This is a genomic window from Aeromonas sp. XH, assembly GCF_033348475.1.
GTDB lineage: Bacteria > Pseudomonadota > Gammaproteobacteria > Enterobacterales > Aeromonadaceae > Aeromonas > Aeromonas sanarellii.
The window spans coordinates 2,119,564-2,138,925 of sequence record NZ_CP137630.1; the positions used below are offsets into that span (position 1 = coordinate 2,119,564).

General features: G+C 63.0%; 14 protein-coding genes. 9 read left to right on the plus strand and 5 right to left on the minus strand.

The features are described 5' to 3' along the window. Positions 1–42 precede the first annotated feature (42 nt). From R2B70_RS09880 to R2B70_RS09915, 8 genes are all read left to right on the plus strand, one after another. Positions 43–936, plus strand: coding sequence for a LysR family transcriptional regulator (locus tag R2B70_RS09880; protein ID WP_318163290.1), 894 nt, complete (start codon positions 43–45; stop codon positions 934–936). A 397-nt stretch (positions 937–1,333) separates the two neighbouring features. Beyond that, the gene (locus R2B70_RS09885; protein WP_042077776.1) at positions 1,334–2,404 is read left to right on the plus strand and encodes a helix-turn-helix transcriptional regulator; all 1,071 of its coding nucleotides are present in this window, start codon (positions 1,334–1,336) and stop codon (positions 2,402–2,404) included. 83 nt (positions 2,405–2,487) lie between these two features. Continuing rightward, the gene (locus R2B70_RS09890; RefSeq protein WP_042077777.1) at positions 2,488–2,910 is read left to right on the plus strand and encodes a CBS domain-containing protein; all 423 of its coding nucleotides are present in this window, start codon (positions 2,488–2,490) and stop codon (positions 2,908–2,910) included. Positions 2,911–3,100: 190 nt separating this feature from the next. After that, the gene (hrpA, locus tag R2B70_RS09895; RefSeq protein ID WP_318163291.1) at positions 3,101–7,000 is read left to right on the plus strand and encodes an ATP-dependent RNA helicase HrpA; all 3,900 of its coding nucleotides are present in this window, start codon (positions 3,101–3,103) and stop codon (positions 6,998–7,000) included. A 69-nt stretch (positions 7,001–7,069) separates the two neighbouring features. Further along, entirely contained in the window at positions 7,070–7,897 is an 828-nt protein-coding gene (locus R2B70_RS09900) for a hypothetical protein (RefSeq protein WP_318163292.1), read from the plus strand. Between the two features lie 163 nt (positions 7,898–8,060). Beyond that, positions 8,061–8,348: a 50S ribosomal protein L25 gene (gene rplY, locus R2B70_RS09905; protein WP_041205748.1), complete on the plus strand. Its 288-nt coding sequence runs from the start codon at positions 8,061–8,063 to the stop codon at positions 8,346–8,348. Between the two features lie 204 nt (positions 8,349–8,552). Next, a complete protein-coding gene (locus R2B70_RS09910; RefSeq protein ID WP_318163293.1) occupies positions 8,553–11,723 on the plus strand; it encodes a response regulator in 3,171 nt (1,056 codons plus the stop codon). Beyond that, positions 11,720–12,736 carry an HD domain-containing phosphohydrolase gene (locus R2B70_RS09915; protein WP_042075996.1) on the plus strand — a complete coding sequence of 339 codons (1,017 nt, stop codon included), beginning with the start codon at positions 11,720–11,722 and terminating at the stop codon, positions 12,734–12,736. The genes R2B70_RS09910 and R2B70_RS09915 overlap by 4 nt, the downstream gene beginning before the upstream one ends. Here R2B70_RS09915 and R2B70_RS09920 read toward each other — a convergent pair. Genes R2B70_RS09920 through selD form a run of 3 tightly spaced genes read right to left on the minus strand, consistent with a single transcriptional unit; the run spans position 12,712 to position 15,514 of the window. Then, positions 12,712–13,356 (minus strand): MBL fold metallo-hydrolase, encoded by a 645-nt coding sequence (locus R2B70_RS09920; protein WP_318163294.1) that lies wholly within the window; start codon positions 13,354–13,356, stop codon positions 12,712–12,714. The two genes, R2B70_RS09915 and R2B70_RS09920, sit on opposite strands and share 25 nt — an antisense overlap. Continuing rightward, positions 13,350–14,480, minus strand: a complete 1,131-nt coding sequence (gene mnmH, locus R2B70_RS09925; protein WP_216990260.1) for a tRNA 2-selenouridine(34) synthase MnmH — start codon at positions 14,478–14,480, stop codon at positions 13,350–13,352. Before mnmH ends, R2B70_RS09920 begins: the two co-directional genes overlap by 7 nt. Then, entirely contained in the window at positions 14,477–15,514 is a 1,038-nt protein-coding gene (selD, locus tag R2B70_RS09930; RefSeq protein WP_219144240.1) for a selenide, water dikinase SelD, read from the minus strand. The genes mnmH and selD overlap by 4 nt, the downstream gene beginning before the upstream one ends. Before the next feature lie 268 nt (positions 15,515–15,782). Between selD and R2B70_RS09935 the strand changes: the two genes are divergently transcribed. Continuing rightward, positions 15,783–16,427: a glutathione S-transferase family protein gene (locus tag R2B70_RS09935; protein WP_318163295.1), complete on the plus strand. Its 645-nt coding sequence runs from the start codon at positions 15,783–15,785 to the stop codon at positions 16,425–16,427. A 72-nt stretch (positions 16,428–16,499) separates the two neighbouring features. On the opposite strand, the gene R2B70_RS09940 is transcribed toward R2B70_RS09935, so the two are convergent. Next, a complete protein-coding gene (locus R2B70_RS09940) occupies positions 16,500–17,693 on the minus strand; it encodes a class I SAM-dependent methyltransferase (protein WP_209792296.1) in 1,194 nt (397 codons plus the stop codon). A gap of 199 nt (positions 17,694–17,892) precedes the next feature. Continuing rightward, positions 17,893–19,323, minus strand: a complete 1,431-nt coding sequence (locus tag R2B70_RS09945; RefSeq protein WP_318163296.1) for a methyl-accepting chemotaxis protein — start codon at positions 19,321–19,323, stop codon at positions 17,893–17,895. Positions 19,324–19,362: the final 39 nt, after the last annotated feature.

Genomic DNA, 19,362 nt, shown 5'->3' on the forward strand with positions numbered 1-19,362 from the left:
CAACTAGGTGGTTAAATCAGAAAACACTTTCTATTGAGTTGGATGATGGACTTCAATCAGGTCGTTGTATTCGTCAAGGTCGTGCAAGCCGGCAGTTTCAGTGCCGCTGCGCGTCTGCTGGGGTTGCCGACCTCAACGGTCAGCCATCGGGTGGCCATGCTGGAGAAGCGCCTGGGCGTCACGCTCTTGCAGCGGACGACCCGTCGCCTGCATCTGACCGAGGCCGGACAGATCTATTTCGACCACGCCTCGACCGGGCTGGCGCATGTGTTCGATGCCGAGGCCGCCGTGACCGAGTCGCGGGAGGAGCCCTGCGGGTTGCTGCGGATCACGGCGCCCGTTGATATCGGCGACCAGATACTGTCGTCGCTCCTGGGGCAGATGCGCAGCCAGTGGCCAAAGGTCGATGTGGAACTGGTGTTGATGAACCGCTACGTGGATCTGGTCGCAGAAGGCGTCGATGTCGCCATCCGTACCGGCCCACTCAAGGACTCGACGCTGATCGCCAGGCCGGTGGGCGTTGCGCGCTGGGCACTGTTTGCGAGCCCGGATTACCTCGCCAGTGCGCCGGCGCTCGATGCCCCGCAGGCGCTGCGACAGCATGCCTGCCTGCAGTTCACCCCATTGGGCAAAGAGGCCTGGGACCTTCAGGACGAGGCCGCCAACAGCCTGACCGTCTCTCTGTCACGGCAGACGCTGATCAACGATGTCGGCTTGATCATGACCATGGTCCTGGCCGCTGAGGGGGTGGCACTCTTGCCGTCCTACCTGTGTCGCCAGGCCTGCGACGAGGGGAGACTGGTGGCTGTCCTCCCCCAATGGCATGGGAAGATCGACCCCATCCATATCGTCTACCCAAGGCAGCGCTTCATGTCCCCCGGATTGCGTGCCTTTGTCGATCTCGCCACGCTGGCCCTGCGAAGGTGGTTCGATTGAAGCGTTATTCTTGTCCATCATCAGTCTGGTGCCATCAGGCGCTGTGTTGATGAGCGGTATCGCGCCGCCGCGCCGGACAGTCATCAGGGTCAGGGGCTGTCAGGATGCGGGCGGACGGGGCGGGCTGCACGGATCACTCTCGTGGTTCCGGCTCCTGGTGACCACGGGTGTCCGAAAGGAAGAGGGCACCACTACATCAAAAACATTGTGAAAAGCGACCAGAACCCGGATAAACCTGAGCCGGGATTTGGTTTTTTTCATGCTTTTCATCGGCCTGACTTTATACATAACCATTAATGAATTAGTCATAAAGGCTTTATTCATTTGACTACTTTTCGAGTTTCTCATTGCAGAGTAAGATGCCACTTCAATAAAAATAAGAATTAGGAGTTCGGGTGTGAAGGCATTAGAGAAAGAAAGGATATCGCCCTATATCAGCCAGTTATACGAGTGCGGTATTAATGATTCTGACATTAAGCTGGTGGTGGACCAATTTCGCGCGGACGTCTCCTGCAGCTCGTCCCTGTTTTTATTGCGGGACGATGACAAGAGCGACGGAATAAAGCTCTTTTCCAGCGGGTTGAGCGAGGCCCAGCAACAGTTTTATGTACAGCACCATCGCCAGGATGTGTGGTTCAATCATTATCTGGACAAGGGCTGTCAGGGGATCGTCAGCGCCAACACCATCTCCAGCTCGGTGGGTCTGCTGGCAAGCTTCGGCGCCCAGTTTGCGGCCGGTGGCGTCTGCCGGGTGAAGGGAAGGGGTCTTAGCAGCCTGTGCAGCTATCGCGGTGCCTCCCAGGATGACTTCAGCAGCCGGGAGCTCATGTCGCTGTCGGAGATCTATTCCGGTCTTGCCGCCTGGAGCCACCATTATTGGAATCTGCTGGCCCTGGAAACCCAGAACTACCAGTTGCAGCAGCTGGTAAAAAATCATAATAAGCCCAGCGCCATCATAGATGACAAGGGACATATCCATTATTCCAATGTGGCATTCAACCGCATTGCCGATGAAAATGTGGAACTGCGCGCCATCAATGGCATTTTCTCTTTGCAAAATAAAGAGCAGCAGCGCCAGCTCAAGGAGATCCTCAACGGATTTGCCTATTTGCTGCCGGGGGCAAGCGCCTATATGTCCATTCCCCGCCAGGCCAACCTCAGGCCGCTGCTGATCCAGTGCACCCTGATGAGCGGCCTCAGCCGTTTCGAGCGTTATGTGGAGGTGGTGCTGCGCGACCCCGAGCACTCCTTCAACCCCGACATCGAGGCGCTGGCCAGCCTCTATCCGCTCACCATCGGCGAGAAGGAGCTGCTGGTGCTGATGAGCAAGGGGTACAGCAGCAACGACATCGCCGAACTGCGCGGGGTCAAGGTGGAAACCGTGCGTTCCACCCTCAAGGGCGTCTTCAAGAAGACCGACTGCCACAGCCAGAACGAGCTGCTGCTGTTGCTGCAATCCATCTCCTGATCCGTGCGCGCTATGCTTGGAGTGAGCCGGACATAGTGCCCGGCTCTTGCCTCCCCTCGGGAGGCCTGTTGGGGGAAAGCGTCATGGAATCACTCAAGGCAAAGGACTACATGCAGACCAAGCCCATCACCTTCAGCGCGGAGATGATGGTGCAGGCGGCGGTGGAGAAATTTCTCAACAGCCATCAGCTGGGCGGCCCCGTGGTGGACAGCCGGGGGCATCTGATTGGTTGGGTATCCGAGCAGGATTGCATCGCCGTCATGCTCAAAGAGGCCTACCACTGTGAACAGGTGGCCCAGGTCAAGGATGTGATGCGCAAGGAGGTGCTGGCGGTGGGCCCCGACACCAGCATTCTGGATCTGGCCGAGATGATGATGGGGCAGAAACCCAAGATCTATCCGGTGGTGGAGGAGGGGCGCCTGCTCGGGGTGATCAATCGCCACAACGTGATGCAGGCCATCCATGCCCAGCTCGGCACCTGCTTCGTGCACCAGGCCAGAGTCTGACGCTCCCCGTGTCACGGCATTCATGAGCAGGCCCCGGCCTGCTCTTTTCATCCGTGGTTGTCATGAGGGCTCCGGTTCATGCCCTGGTGCGCCGCTTTAAGGCTTGCACCCTCCGGCCTCGCTCTTTAGGATCGCTCCCAGCTTGTCGATATGGCCCCCTTGCCGGGCACTCTTTTAAGGAATTCGTACCTTGTCTCTCTCTATCGAGGCGCTGCGCCGCCGCTTAACCGCCTGCATGAACCTCGACGCCCGCCGTCTCTCCAGCCGTCTGCACGGCGTCAAGAAGTTGCCGGAAGCCAAGCAAGGCCAGGTGCTTGAGACCATAGCCGCCGAGCTGGATGCGGCCCAGGCGCGCTATCAGTCACGTCTGGCGGGCGTCCCCAGGGTCACCTATCCGGACAACCTGCCGGTGAGCCAGAAGCAGGCGGAGATCGCCAAGGCCATTCAGGACCATCAGGTGGTGATCATCGCCGGGGAAACCGGCTCGGGCAAGACCACCCAGATCCCCAAGATCTGCCTGGCGCTCGGGCGCGGGGTCAAGGGCTTTATCGGCCACACCCAGCCGCGCCGCCTCGCGGCCCGCACCGTGGCGGCCCGCATCGCCGAAGAGATGGAGTCCGAACTCGGACACTACGTGGGCTACAAGGTGCGCTTTACCGATCAGGTGAGCGAGCAGACCCACATCAAGCTGATGACCGACGGTATCCTGCTGGCGGAGATCCAGAACGACCGGATGCTGACCCAGTACGACACCATCATCATCGACGAGGCCCACGAGCGCAGCCTCAACATCGACTTCATCCTGGGCTACTTGAAACAACTGCTGCCCAAGCGCCCGGATCTCAAGGTGATCATCACCTCGGCCACCATAGACCCACAGCGTTTCTCCCGCCACTTCAACAAGGCGCCGGTGATCGAGGTCTCCGGTCGCACCTACCCGGTGGAGGTGCGCTACCGTCCGCTCACCAGTGATAAAAGTGAGGGGCTGGAGGAGCGCGACGAGCTGCAGGGGATCTTCGATGCGGTGGAAGAGCTGGCTAGAGAAGGTTTAGGAGACATCCTTGTCTTCATGAACGGCGAGCGGGAGATCCGCGATACCGCCGATGCCCTGCGCAGGCTCAACCTGCGCGACACCGAGGTGCTGCCGCTTTATGCCCGCCTCTCCAACGCCGAGCAGAACAAGGTATTCCAGCCCCACGCCGGGCGGCGCATCGTGCTCGCCACCAACGTGGCGGAGACCTCGCTGACGGTACCGGGCATTCGTTACGTGATCGATCCGGGCACCGCCCGCATCAGCCGCTACTCCTGGCGCACCAAGGTGCAGCGCCTGCCCATCGAGCCGGTCTCCCAGGCGAGCGCGAACCAGCGTAAAGGGCGTTGCGGCCGGGTGGCGGACGGGATTTGCATCCGCCTCTACTCGGAGGAGGATTTCAACGGCCGTCCCGCCTTCACCGACCCCGAGATCCTGCGCACCAACCTGGCTTCGGTCATCCTGCAGATGCTGGCGCTCGGCCTTGGCAACATGGAGGCCTTCCCCTTCGTCGAGCCGCCGGAGTCGCGCCATATCAAGGACGGCCTGACCCTCTTGAAAGAGCTGGAGGCAGTGCGCGAGCTGCCCGCCGCGGGCGATCGCGAGGCCAAGTTGCAGCTGACAGAGACCGGTCGCCAGCTCTCGCGCATCCCCCTTGATCCCCGTCTGGCGAAGATGGTGATCAGCGCGGCGCAGACCGGCTGCCTGAGCGAGGTGATGGTGATCACCGCCGCCCTCAGCATTCAGGACCCCCGCGAGCGGCCCATGGAGAAGAAGCAGGCCGCCGATGAGCAGCACAGACGCTTCGAAGACAAGGATTCCGACTTCCTCGCCTTCGTGAATCTGTGGAACTACCTGAAAGAGCAGCAGGATCTGCTCGGCAGCAACCCGTTCCGCCGCCTGTGCCAGAAGGAGTTTCTCTCCTACCTGCGGGTGCGCGAGTGGCAGGACATCCACTTCCAGCTGCGTCAGACGGTCAAGGAGCTGGGTTTTAAAGCCAACCATGAACCGGCGGACTTCAAGACGGTGCACTGCGCCCTGCTGACCGGCCTCTTGAGCCATATCGGCAACAAGGATCTGGAGAAGCCCGAGTTCCTCGGGGCCCGCAACGGCCGCTTCCACCTCTTCCCGGCCTCGGGTCTGTTCAAGAAGCCGCCCAAGTGGGTGATGGCCGCAGAATTGGTGGAGACTTCGCGCCTCTACGCTCGCATCAACGCCAGGATTGAACCCGAGTGGGTGGAGCCGCTGGCGGGCCACCTCATCAAGCTGCACCACAGCGACCCCCACTGGTCGAAGAAAAACGGCGCCGTGATGGCCAAGGAGAAGGTGACCCTCTATGGCCTGACCCTGGTTGCCGAGCGCACCATCAACTTCAGCCGCATCGATCCGGCCCTGTGTCGTGAGCTGTTTATCCGTCGCGCCCTGGTGGAGGGGGATTTCGAGACCCGCCACCGCTTCTTCGAAGGCAACCGCAAGCTCCTGGCCGAGGTGGAGGCGCTGGAGCACAAGTCCCGTCGTCGCGACATCCTGGTGGATGACGAGGACTTGTTCCGCTTCTACGATGCCCGCCTGCCGGAGGAGGTCATCTCCGCCCGTCACTTCGACAAGTGGTGGAAGGAGGCGCAAAAGCAGGATCCCGAGCTGCTCAACTTCGAGAAAGAGATGTTGATGAAGGGGGACGCGGCCCACATCAGCGATCTCGACTACCCGAACTTCTGGCAGCAGGGGCGTCTCAAGCTCAAGTTGACCTATCAGTTCGAGCCGGGGGAGGCGGCGGATGGCGTGACGCTCCATATTCCGCTGCCGCTCCTGAACCAGGTGGAGGTGAAAGGCTTCGAGTGGCTAATTCCCGGGCTACGCCACGAGCTCTTGGTGGCCCTCATCAAGTCGATGCCAAAGCCCATGCGCAAAAACTTCGTGCCGGCCCCCAACTACGCCGATGCGCTGCTTGCCAGCATCAATCCCGAGCAGGGGCCGCTCTTGGACGAGATGGAGCGTCAGCTGCGCCGCATGACAGGCGTGACCGTACCCCGCGAATCCTGGGATTGGGCTGCGGTGCCCGATCACCTGAAACTCACCTTCCGGGTGGTGGACGATAAACACAAGAAGGTGGCGGAAGGCAAGAACCTGGAGGCATTGAAAGAGTCCCTGCGTGGCAAGGTGCAGGAAACCCTGTCCCAGGTGGCGGACGACGACATCGAGCAGTCCGGCCTCACCCTCTGGAGCTTTGGCGAGTTGCCCCAGGAGTACAGCCAGAAGCGCGGCGGCTTCGAGGTGAAAGCCTATCCGGCCCTGGTGGATCAGAAGGATTCAGTCGCCATCCAGCTGGTGGAGAGTCCGGTGGTGCAACAGCAGCTGATGTGGGCGGGCCAGCGCCGGCTGGTGCTGCTCAACGTGCCGTCCCCCATCAAGTATCTGCAGGAGAAACTGCCCAACAAGGCCAAGCTGGGCCTCTATTTCAACCCCTTTGGCAAGGTGGCCGAGCTTATCGATGACTGCATTGCCTGCGGCTGTGACAAGCTCATCGAGCAGCACGGCGGCATGGCCTGGGACGAGGCCGGTTTCGAGGCGCTCAAGGAGTATGTCCGCGCCGAGCTCAACGACGCCGTGGTGGAGGTTGCCAAGCAGGTGGAAGCCGTGCTGACGCTGTCCCATGAGATCAAGAAACGGCTCAAGGGCAAGATGCAGCTCGATACCGCCTTTGCCATGTCGGACATCCAGCTGCAGCTGGACAAGCTCATCCACAAAGGCTTCGTCACCGAGACCGGCTGGCAGCGGCTGCCGGATCTCTTGCGCTACCTGAGGGCCATCGAGCGGCGTCTGGAGAAGCTTGCCATCGATCCCAACCGGGATCGGGTCTACATGCTCAAGGTGCAGAGCGTGGAGTCGGAGTACAAGGCGCTGCTGGCCAAGATCCCCAAATCCCAGCCGATGCCACCCGAGGTGGCCAATATCCGCTGGATGATAGAGGAGCTGAGAGTTTCCTTCTTCGCCCAGCAGCTGGGGACGCCGTACCCCATCTCGGATAAACGGGTGCAGAGCGCCATCGCCCAGTGCTAAGCTGCTATCTATCTGTTTTATTGGATAGAATAAGAACAGAGAAGGCTTGAAGGGAAGGGAGGCCATCATATGCTGGGGATCTGGTTGGGGGTGGCGCTGGTCAATATCAGCGGTTACCAGCCCATTGCGGAGCAAACCTGGGTGCAGCTCAACCCGGAGTTCTATCCGGTGCACCGCGCCGTGCCGCCCATCTTCGCCGCCTGGCGGGGCAATCAGTTCCCGCCGCTGGAGCAGAAAAAGAAGAACGGCCGCTGGCAGATCCTCTTTCCCGCCCGTCTGGTGCCCCCCTTCGATCTGTTCGAGGGGGAGGCCCAGCTCTCCAAGGCCTACCTGGCCAGGCTCAAGCGCATCGACGAGATGGCCTATGGCATGGCCCCCCATCAATCGCAACCGACTGCGGCCGCACTGTATCAACCCTCCTTCGAGGCGCCGGGGGCCAGTGCCTTTATTGCCGAGTTCTCCTTGCCTGGTGCCATGACGGGCAGAGGCCGGATGGCGCAGGGGGAGCCCTCGCTGGCCAGGCTGGCGGTGCCGTCACTGTCCGGGGCGGGCGGGAGCGTGGAGCTTGCCGCAGCCAGCCCGTCGCCAGAGGGCGCCATCCTGACCCTCTCCGCCACGGCGGCAGGGGGGGATGGGCGGGTCTGTCATCAGGTGGCGGCGGGGGAGACACTCTGGCGTATCGCGAGCCAGTTGCAGGCACAGGCGGGTAGCGGATCCGACACCTACAGCTATCTGCTGGCGCTGGTGGCGGAGAACCGTCCCGCCATGGGCAAGGGGATCCGGGTGCAGACCGGCCAGCGACTCTATTGCCCGAAAGCGGAGACCTTGGCGCAGTTTGAGGCCCTGAGCCCGGCCCAGCGCCAGCAGCAGTTTGCCCGCCTAGAGCAGGGGCGCTGAGGGGCGCGTCGGGGCAGGGGAGAGCCTCGGCATCCGCCAGTGCGATGGCAAGCGGTTCGTCCCTTGTATCCACCCCGGGCCCGTGCTAGTATTCGCGCTCGTTTTGCGAGGTGCTGACCGGTCGCAGTCAACACCATACATTCATCTAAAAGAGATACTTACTATGTCTTTCGTATTCCAAGCTGAAGTCCGTTCTGACCTGGGGAAAGGTGCGAGCCGCCGCCTGCGTCATGCTGACCAAGTTCCTGCCATCGTTTACGGTGCAGGCAAAGAAGCCGTGTCCGTTACCCTGGACCACAAGAAGCTGATCCTGGCCCAAGAGAAGCCGGAGTTCTACTCCTCCGAGCTGACCCTGGTCATCAACGGCGAAGAAGTGAAAGTGAACGTGAAGGCTATCCAGCGTCACCCGGTTCGCTACAAGCTGGTTCACCTGGACTTCGTTCGCGTCTAATCGACAACGAATGTTCCTGTGAAGAGGCCACCCAATCGGGTGGCCTCTTTGTTTTTACAGCATTTTTGCCGGGAAAATAAAATACTCAAACAGCACTATTGGTCTTTACTTGTAGGCATGATTGACAGCAGGTCACGTGTTGTGATGCTCTGATGTCCACAAGGTGCTCGAACAAATCCATTTTTCGGGGTGATGTTGACCGTTATGAAGGGAATCGTACGGACATATTTCCTGCTGTTTTCACCTATTCTGCTGTTGGTCCTGGCGGGGGGCTATCTGCTGGGCAATGCACTGATCGAGCGCGAGCTCTACCGCGTTCGCAGCGATGAGAGCACCTTCCTGGCGCTTGCCAGCGGCCGCCTTGACGGCGAGCTGGCGGTGCCGCTGCGTCATGTGCGCAGCATGTCGGAAGAGCCCATTCTGCTCGAGGCGGCGGGTCGCAATGACCGTGACACCTTGGCCGTCCAGTTCACCATCCTGATGAACCGTAATCCCGACTATGCCCAGGTGCGTTGGCTTGCCCCGGATGGCATGGAGTTGGTGCGCATCGATCGTCAGGGACAGCGTGTGTGGCGTGTGACGGACGACCAGTTGCAGAACAAGGGGGAACGTTACTATTTTCGCGACGCCATGGCGCTGCCCTGGGAGCGGGTCTACGTCTCGCCGCTCGATCTCAACGTTGAACACGGCGTGATCGAACGCCCCTTCAACCCCATGATCCGCATTGCCAAACGTATGCGCCTTGGGGGACGAGATCTTGGTCTGCTGCTTATCAACGTGCAGGCCGCCCGTATGCTCAAGGAGTTTGCCGACAGCAGCGGCAAGGCGGCCGATCACACCATGCTGTTCAACCAGGACGGATATTGGCTGCACAGCCCGGACCCATCCCAGGAATGGGGCTTCATGCTCGAACGTCCGGATCTCACCCTGAAGCACACGTCCCCCCAGGCCTGGCAGGCGTTGTGGGGCGCATCAAACGGCCAGATGGAGTCTGCCGACGGACTGTGGAGCTGGACCACTCTGTACCCGGCACAGAATCATGATCAGCTGATCTGGAAAGCCGCTTCCCTGGTGCCGCGCAGCGAGCTGCTGGCCATTCGCACTCACATCTGGGGGATCATCTCGGCCACTTGCGCGATGCTGCTGCTGTTGTTTGGTGCCGGGGTGGCCGCATTGGTGCGCAGCAGGCACAGGGAGCAGCTGGCCCAGCAGGAGGCAGCCAGGCTGGCACAGGTCAAAGGGGATTTCATCGCCAACATGAGCCACGAGATCCGCACCCCCATGAACGCCATCATGGGGCTGACTTACCTGCTCGAGCAGGGAGGGCTCGACGATGGCCAGCATGTCCTGGTGCGCAAAATCCACCAGGCCGGGCAGGCGCTGCTCGGGATCATCAACGACATTCTCGATTTTTCCAAGATTGAGTCGGGCCGGCTCGAGCTTGAGCGGGTGCCATTCAGTCTGGAAGAGGTGCTCGATCACGTGGCGGCCATCATGTCCACCTGCGTTGGCCAGAAGCACCTGGAACTGGTGGTGAGCAGCGCTCCCGAGCAGGTCTCCCATCTGATCGGGGACGCCCTGCGCCTCGAGCAGGTGCTGCTCAACCTGACCGGCAATGCCATCAAGTTTACCGAGCGCGGGGAGGTGGAGGTCAAGGTCGAGCTGGAAGCCGAGCAAGAGGGCATGGCCACCTTGCTGTTTCGGGTGCGCGACACCGGGATCGGCATTCCCCCCGAGCAGCAGGCCAATATTTTCAATGCTTTCTCCCAGGCAGACTCCTCCACCAGCCGCCGTTTCGGAGGGACCGGGCTCGGTCTGACCATCAGTCGCCGCCTGGTGAACCTGATGGGGGGGGATATCGGCGTCACCAGCGAACTGGGCAAGGGGAGCGAGTTCTGGTTCCGCGTCCGGCTGGAGCAGGTGGAGCGGCCCGAGGCCCTGAACGAGCGTCTGCAGCACATCTCGCTGCTCATCGCCGACGACAATCAGGTGACCCGTGACGCCCTGTCGATGACGGTGGGTTCCCTCGGTTGGCAGTCACGGGTGGTGGAGTCCGGTGAGCAGGCGCTGCACCATCTGCTGCGCCAGGGGGAGCGTTTCGATGTGATCCTGCTCGACTGGATCATGCCGGGCATGGACGGACTCGAGACCTGCCTGGCCATTCGCCGCGCCTTCGAGCGGCAGGAGCGTTCACCCATCATCATCATGGCGACCGCCTACTCCCAGGATGAGCTGATGCACTGCCCCGGCTCGGAGCAGGTGGATCTGGTGCTGCACAAACCGGTGACCGGCTCCAGTCTTTACAACGCGGTGGCACGCCTCATCCACGAGAAGCGCGAGCACGTGGAGCCGCTTGAGAGTGGCCAGCGCCGTCTGCGCCTGCCGGGCGTGCATGTCCTGCTGGTCGATGACAGCGACATCAACCTGGAGGTGGCGACCCGCTTGCTGCAACGGGAGGGGGCCGAGGTGATCACCGCCATCGACGGGGAGCGGGCCCTGGCTTGTCTCGCCGATCCGGCACGGCGCATCGATCTGGTGCTCATGGATGTGCAGATGCCGGTGATGGATGGCTACGAGGCGACCCGTCGCCTGCGTCAGCTGCCGGGACGCGGAGAGACTCCCGTGCTGGCACTCACCGCCGGGGTATTCAAGGATCAGCGCGAAGCGGCGCTGGCCTCTGGCATGAACGACTTCATCGCCAAGCCGCTCGATGTGGAGCAGCTCATCGCGACCTTGCTGCGCTATCTGCCGGACTGTGTCCTGCCGCTCACCGTGAGCGACGAGCCACGCGCCCAGGAGCCGGTGGCCGGCATCGATATCGATACCGGACTTCGCAACTGGGGTGAAGCCTCGGTCTATCTCAAGTACCTGCGCCGTTTCCGCGATGACTACATGACGGTCGGCACCGTGTTGCCGGACTATATCGCCCAGCACGAGACCGATGCGGCCGCAAGCCTGACGCACAAGATTAAGGGGGTGGCGGGCAGTCTGTCGCTCACGGATGTGGCGCGCATCAGCGCCGAGCTGAACGAGGCCATCGAGCAGGGGGGCGACACCAGTCAGCTCATCGCCCCCTTCCTCGAGGCGCTGGAGCAGGCACAACACGCCATCGATACCTATGCCGGGCGCGAGCCGGGCGCTGTCAGCTCCCCGCTGGCCCAGGGGGAAGCGCGGGAGGTCTGCCTGCACGCCCTGCATCAGGCCCTGGTGAGCGAGGATCTGGAGCTGATTGAGCCGGCGCTGAGTCAGGCCAGGAGTTACCTGCCTTGCGAGCTGGTGAGCGAGATAAGTGCGGCCCTGGAGCTGTTCGATATCCCGTTCGCCACCCGCAAGCTGGAGGATTATCTGGAGGATCGGGAGGAACCTGCGCCATGAATCGACCGCGAGTGCTGATCATCGACGACGAGCCGAGCAACCTTGGGCTGCTGCGGCAAATCCTCAAGGAGGAGTACAACCTCTTCTTTGCCAAGGGAGGAGAGGAGGGGCTGGCCGCCGTGGGGCGCCACGAGCCGGCCCTGATCCTGCTTGATGTGCGCATGCCCGACATGGATGGCTACGAGGTGTGCCGCCGGCTCAAGGCCGATCCGGCCCACGCCGGGATCCCGGTACTCTTTATCACCGCGAGCGACAACGCAGACAGCGAGAGCCAGGGGTTTGAGGCGGGCGGGGTGGATTACATCTACAAGCCGGTCTGCCCGAGCACGGTGCGTGCCCGGGTGCGCAATCACCTCTCCCTGGTGCGCCTCGATCAGCTCGAGTGCAGCTATCGCACCGCCATCGTCATGCTGAGCGAGGCGGGTCACTACAACGACACCGACACCGGTGTGCATATCTGGCGCATGGCCGCTTACGCCCGGGCCCTGGCCGATGCGGCGGGCTGGAGTCCGGAGCAGTCGGAGTTGCTGGAGCTGGCGGCCCCCATGCACGACATGGGCAAGATTGGTATCCCCGATCACATCCTCAAGAAGCCCGGTCCCCTCACCGAGGAGGAGTGGGTCATCATGCGCAGTCACCCGCGCATCGGTTACGAGATCCTGAGGCGATCCGATGCCCCCATCTTTCGCATGGCGGCGGAAATTGCCCTGCATCACCACGAGAAATGGGACGGCTCGGGTTATCCCGCCGGCGAGACCGGCGAGGGGATCCCCGAGGCGTCGCGGATCGTGGCCATTGCCGATGTGTTTGACGCCCTGAGCGTGCGCCGCCCCTACAAGGAGCCCTGGCCTCTGGACAGGGTGCTGGCGACCATGCGTGATGGGGCCGGCCAGCACTTCGATCCCCGGCTGCTCGCCCGTTTTCTCGAGATCATGCCGGAGATCTTGCGCCTCAAGGCTCAATGGGATGCCCGCGAGGCGCGGGGGGATTACCAGATGGGCGCTGTCAGATAGGGATTGCTGGCCTTCTCGCGACCGAAGGTGGAGCTGGGACCATGGCCCGGGATGAAGACGATGTCATCCCCGAGCGGCAGCAGGGTCTCGGTGATCGAGCGGATCAGGGTGGCATGATCTCCGCGCGGGAAGTCGGTACGGCCTATGCTGCCGGCAAAGAGCACGTCCCCCACCCAGGCCAGGCGCTCGGCCTGGCTGAGCAGCACGACATGACCCGAGGTGTGGCCCGGGCAGAAATAGACCTCCAGCTCGCAATTTCCAAGCTGAACCTTGTCCCCCTGGGCGAGCCAGCCATCCGGGGTGAAGGCCGGGGTATGGGCAAAGCCGAACATCTGGCTCTGCTGGGGCAGGATGTCGAGCCAGAAGGCATCTTCCCGGTGGGGGCCGACAATGCTGACGCCGGTACGAGTGCGCAGCTCGGCGGCGGCCCCCACGTGATCCAGGTGGCCATGGGTCAGGATGATCTTCACCAGCCGCAACTCGTGCCTGGCGATGGCGGCCAGCAGCTTGTCCGCCTCGCCACCGGGATCGATCAGCGCCGCCTGGCGGGTCTCGTCACACCAGATGAGGGAACAATTCTGGGCGAACTGGGTGACGGGGATCACCTCGAACTTCAACATGTGGGACTCTCCTGATGGGTCTGAAGGGCGTGCTGCTCGGCGAAGAAGGCGAGGCAGGCCTCTTTGTCGCCGCGAAACCGGATCCGCTCGCGCTTGTTGTCCAGCTGATAGCGGTACATGGGGTCATAGTAGCGGGTCAGCAGAAGGCGGATCCAGGCGAGGTGCAGTGTGGTCTCCCCGCTTTCGGCCTGCTCGGTGAGGGCGGCCTGCAACAAGCCATCCAGCTCGCGGTGGTCCTTGTCCCCGAGCCGGCGCTTGAGCCGGGCCATGGCGTCGGTGAGGTAGCCGGCAAAGAGCGGCCAGCCCGCCTCCTGGCCATACATTGCCAGGTAGCGCTGCCAGAGATCCTGCACATAATCGATGCGGATCTGCTCGGCGCGTTCATCTTGTGACACCTCCACCACCACCAGGGGCGCCCGGCACATGGCCTCATAGAGGTTCAGCGGCAGGGCGCAGCGACCGATGAGGCGGCTCTCGTCCTCCACCACGAAATGCGTCTCCCCCCGGTGGCGGCGCTTGAGCAGTTCGATGGCGATCCGGTTCTCGAAGTTGATGTTGCTGGGCTGGCCCCCCGGCAGCTGGCCAAAGGAGGAGCCCCTGTGATGGGCGTGCCCCTCCAGATCCACCGCCTGGGCAATGTGGCCAAGCATGTGGGTCTTGCCGGAGCCGGTCATGCCGGTCAGCACCGTCCAGCGACACTCGGTCGAGGCGCTCGCCTGGGTGTCGATGAGGAAGCGACGCAGCTCCTTGTAGCCGCCATCCACCCGGGGACGGGTGACGCCGGCCTCGGCCAGCCACTGCTGCACCGTCTGGGAGCGCAGGCCGCCACGGAAGCAATAGAGCAGGGCATCTGGCTGCTGGCGCAGCTGGGCCAGCCATCCCTCGATGCGCGCGGCGCGCACCTCGCCCCCCACCAGCCGGTGACCCAGCGCGATGGCGGCGGCCTGACCCTGCTGCTTGTAGCAGGTACCGACCCGGGCACGCTCCTCGTCCGTCATCAGCGGCAGGCTGACGGCATTGGGGAAGGCCCCCTCATTGAACTCGACGGGGGCGCGCAGATCGATGAGCGGAACATCCTCGAGGAAGATGCGCGCCAGGTTCGTTTCGAGCGGCAGTGCACTCATTGGACAACCTCGATAAAGCGCGTGCCTTCCAGCGGCTTCATTGCCCCGACAGGGGTGAGGGAGAGCCCTTCCTCCCGCGCGATGGCCAGCAGCTCGGCCTCGCTCTGGGAGCCCACCGCCACCAGCAGGCCGCCGCTGGTCTGGGGATCGCACAGTATGTTGCGGGTGCGCTCATCCATGGTATCCAGCTTGTGGCCGTAGGAGTCGTGGTTGCGCAGGGTGCCGCCCGGCACGCAGCCTTCCCTCAGGTAGTGATCCACCTCGGGCAGCAGCGGCAGCGCCTTGAAGTCGAGGCGGGCGCAAACCCCTGAGCCTTCGCACATCTCCAGCAGGTGGCCCGCCAGGCCAAAACCGGTCACGTCCGTCATGGCGTGGACCCCGGGCAGGGCCGCGAAGCGCTGGCCAATCTTGTTGAGGGTGCACATGGCCTCTGGGGCCAGCTGCTCGTGCTCGGGTTTGAGCTTGCCCTTCTTCTGGGCCGTGGTGAGGATGCCGATGCCAAGGGGCTTGGTCAGATAGAGGGTGTCGCCCACCCGGGCGGTGTCGTTCTGCTTGATGGCATCGAGCGGCACTATGCCGGTCACCGCCAAGCCGAAGATGGGCTCGGGGGCGTCGATGCTGTGGCCGCCGGCGAGCGAAATGCCCGCCTCGTGGCACACCTGGCGGCCACCGTCGATCACCTGCTGGGCAATCTCGGGCGCCAGCGTGTTGATGGGCCAGCCGAGGATGGCGATGGCGACGATGGGTTTGCCGCCCATGGCATAGATGTCGCTGATGGCGTTGGTGGCGGCGATGCGGCCGAAGGTAAAGGGATCATCGACGATGGGCATGAAGAAGTCGGTGGTGGAGACGATGCCCTGGCCGTTGCCGATGTCCACCACGGCGGCGTCATCCTTGCTGCTGTTGCCGACGATCAGGGTGGGATCGTCAAAGCCCGGGATCTGGCTCTTCAAGATGGTGTCGAGCACCCTGGGGGAGATTTTGCAACCACAGCCGGCGCCGTGGCTGTACTGGGTGAGACGAATGGCAGGCATACATACCCCTCTTGGTTCAAGCTGGTGTCGGCTCGCACCCCGGGGTGCGACCACACTCATGGTCCACGACAGTAGTGATCCCGGACAGGGCCGAGGAGCCGCAGGACCAGGCCTAGGAGGGCCGGGCGGGATCACGAAACGCCGCATTATGCCACAAAGCGTGTGGGGAGTCCGCTGCCCGTGCCAGAGACGTGAAGAGAGGGGCCCGGCAGAGGCGCCCGGTTGGGAATAGACTGGTCAGGACATCCCCATACAAGGAGTGATCCCGATGAAACTCTACGCCCATCCCTTCTCGTCCTACAGCCAGAAGGTGCTGATCGGCCTCTACGAGAATGACATCGCCTTCGATTACCTCAACCTGGAGTCCGCGACGGTGAAGGCCGAGCTCGCGCTCCTCTGGCCCCTCAAGCGCTTCCCCGTGCTGGTGGACGGGGAGCGCACCCTGCTCGAGAGCAGCACCATCATCGAGTATCTCCAGTACCGTCATCCCGGCCCCCACTGCCTGGTGCCCGAGGGGGAGGAGGGGATCGAGGTGCACATGCTGGATCGCCTGTTCGACAACTATGTGATGACGCCGATGCAGAAGGTGGTGCTGGACAGGATGCGCCCGGCCACCGAGCGCGACGGTTACGGGGTGGCCCAGGCCCGCGAGATGCTGGACAAGATCTACCCCTGGCTGGATGAGCGCCTCGCCGGGCGGACTTGGGCGGCGGGAGAGGCGTTCACCCTGGCCGACTGCGCCGCCGCCCCCTCGCTCTTCTATGCCGACTGGGCCCACGAGATCCCGCCTGCCTGCGCCGGGCTTCGCGCCTATCGCGCCCGCCTGCTGGCCCGTCCTGCCATCGCCCGGGTGGTGGACGAGGCGAGGCCCTATCGCCACTACTTTCCTCTGGGTGCCCCCGCGCGGGACTGAGGCACCAAGCCCCGATAAAAAACAGGCCCGCGATGCGGGCCTGTGTGATCAATATGTCTGTGCCTTGGATGATCAGCGGGCGCGGACCACCAAGCCCTTGAGGTAGAAGCCTTCCGGGTAGGCGGTGCCGATGGGGTGATCCGAGGCCTGGGACAAGAGCTCCAGGATCTGGGCATCGCGACCGGCATCGAGCGCCGCATCGGCCACTATCTTCTGGAACAGGCTCTGCTCCATCAGGCCGGAGCAGGAGTAGGTGAGCAACACGCCGCCCGGCGCCAGCAGCTGGAACGCCAGCATGTTGATGTCCTTGTAACCGCGGCAGGCCCCCAGCAACTGGGCCTTGCTCTCGGCAAACTTCGGCGGATCCAGCACGATGACGTCGAACTTCTCGCCCTTGTCGCGGTATTCCCGCAGCAGCTTGAACACGTCGTGGCGGATGAACTGGGCCTTGGTGACGTCCAGGCCGTTCAGTTCGGCGTTCTGGCGGGCGATGTCCAGCGCATTCTGGGAGAGATCCACGTTGACCACTTCCTTGGCGCCCCCCTTGAGGGCGTAGACGCCGAAACCGCCGGTGTAGCAGAAGCAGTTGAGCACCCGCTTGCCCTCGGTGTACTTGGCGGCCGCCTGACGGTTGTCACGTTGATCCAGATAGAAACCGGTCTTGTGGCCGTTGCGGATGTCCACCAGGATCTTGACGCCGCCGTTCTCCTCGATGACCACGGGCTCGGTCGGGGTCTCGCCATGGATGACGCCGGTGCGCTCTTTGAGCCCCTCCTTCTTGCGCACCGCCACGTCGGAACGCTCGTAGATGCTGCACTCGGGGTAGAGGGTGCGCAGGGCCTGGGTGATGAGTTCGCGCTGGAACTCGGCGCCGGCGGAGAGGATCTGGCACACCAGAAAATCGGCGTAGCGGTCTATGGTCAGGCCCGGCAGGCCGTCGGACTCGGCGGCGCACAGACGATAGCCGGTGAGGCCCTGACGCTTGATCAGCGGATCCCGGGACTCCTGAGCGTATTTCAGCCGGCGGATAAAGAAGTCCAGATCGACGGTCTCGTCCTTGTCGAAGGTCCAGACCCTGGCGCGGATCTGGGAGCTGCCGGACCAGGCGCCGCGGGCGAGCCACTTGCCATCGTTCGTGAAGATCTCGACGGTGTCACCGTCGATGGGGTTGCCCTGAACCCGCTCTATGCCCTTGGAGAAGATCCAGGGGTGGCGGCGCAGCAGGGATTTTTCGCGGCCTTTGACGAGATAGATGGAAGCGCTCATGGGTAGTTGCCGATGCTAGGAACAGAAGGGGGCATATAGTAGGGGTTGTCAGGGTTTGGGTGCAAGCCGCACCGCAGCGATAAGTGGCCTCAGTGGGAGGGGTTGCATCCAGGGGCGGGCAAAATCGTGCTGTTTCAGGCCAACGGAACCCCGAAAAAACACGGACCATCTGCAAGATGGCCCGTGGGGATGGCGAGGATCAGATCCGCAGGCCGGTCAGTGCCCGACCGAGCTCGCTGGCCGTGCCCTTGAGGCCTGTGGTGCCGGCCACGGCGGCACTGGCGGACTCCTCCACCTGGCACGCCTCCTGGCGTACCCTGTCCAGGTTGCGGGTGATCTCCTCGGCCACCGAGCTCTGCTCTTCGCTCGAGGTGGCGATCTGGGTGCTCATCTCCAGCACGGCGTCGCTGTGGCTGCTGAGTTTGTCGATGTCGAGCCCTACCTCGGTGATGAGCTGCTGGCTGCTGGCGGCGCGGCCCACCGTCTTCTCCATGATGTCGTTCAGGGCACCGGTGCCGGCCTGCAGCTCCTCGATCATCTGCTGGATCTCCACGGTCGCCTGCTGGGTGCGGCTGGCGAGGGTGCGCACCTCGTCCGCCACTACCGCAAAGCCGCGACCCTGCTCGCCGGCACGGGCGGCCTCGATGGCGGCGTTGAGGGCCAGCAGGTTGGTCTGCTGGGAGATGGCGTTGATGACATTGACCACTTCGTTGATGCGGTTGGCGTTCTGGGTCAGCCGCTCCACGGCGCCGGAGGCGTTGCCTATCTCGTCGGCCAGGGTGGCGATGGCGTTGATGGTGCGTGAGACCCGCGCTGCCCCGTTGGCGGCCTCCTCGCTGGACTGGCGGGTCTGTTGCAGGGTGTCATTGGCATTGCGGGCCACCTCGCGAATGGCGGCGGACATCTGCTCCATGGCGGCGGCCAGGGAGTCCATGTGCTGGCGCTGGGCGCGGGCCTGGGTCTCGCCATCGCTGGCGTGCTCGCGAAACTCGTCCGCCGCCAGGGTGAGCGCCTCGGCGGACTCTTCCACCAGTTGTACTATCTTGTGCTGGCGATCGGTGAACTTGTCGATGCTGCCCGCCAGGATGGAGAACTCGTCCCGTACCGGGAAGAAGTTGAGGCGGAAGGTGAGATCACCGCCCGCCACCGTCTGCAGCGCCTTGTTGGTGGAGTAGAGCGCCCCGGAGACGAAGGTCATCAGATAGTGGGTGATGAGAGCCAGCAGGGCGGCCAGCACGGCGATGATGGTGAGGGTGCTGCCCTGACCATCCCACATGGAGTAGCGGGCGGTGTCCAGGGTGCCGGTCACGAAGCCGGCCTGACCCGCGCTGACGCCGTAGTGATAGAGCTCTCCCTGCTGGTTCAGGCCGGCCGTGGCGGTCGGCGTCAGGACGAGATCCGCAGGCAGGGTTAGGGTCGGTTGCTGGCTCACCAGCTGGGCCGTGGTCTCGACCCGCTGCTTGAGCTGATCCAGCCTGAGCTGCATCTGTTGATCATGGCTGTCGGCCAGCAGGTACCAGGTGAGGAAGGCGATGAACAACAGGGGACACCAGAAGGTGATGAGAAATTTCTCGCTGATCGTGAGGTGAATGAGATAACGGTCAACCCACCGGAATTTAACTTCTTTCATAATGATATTGCGTCCTGCAAGGGGAGGAGAGTGTCGCGT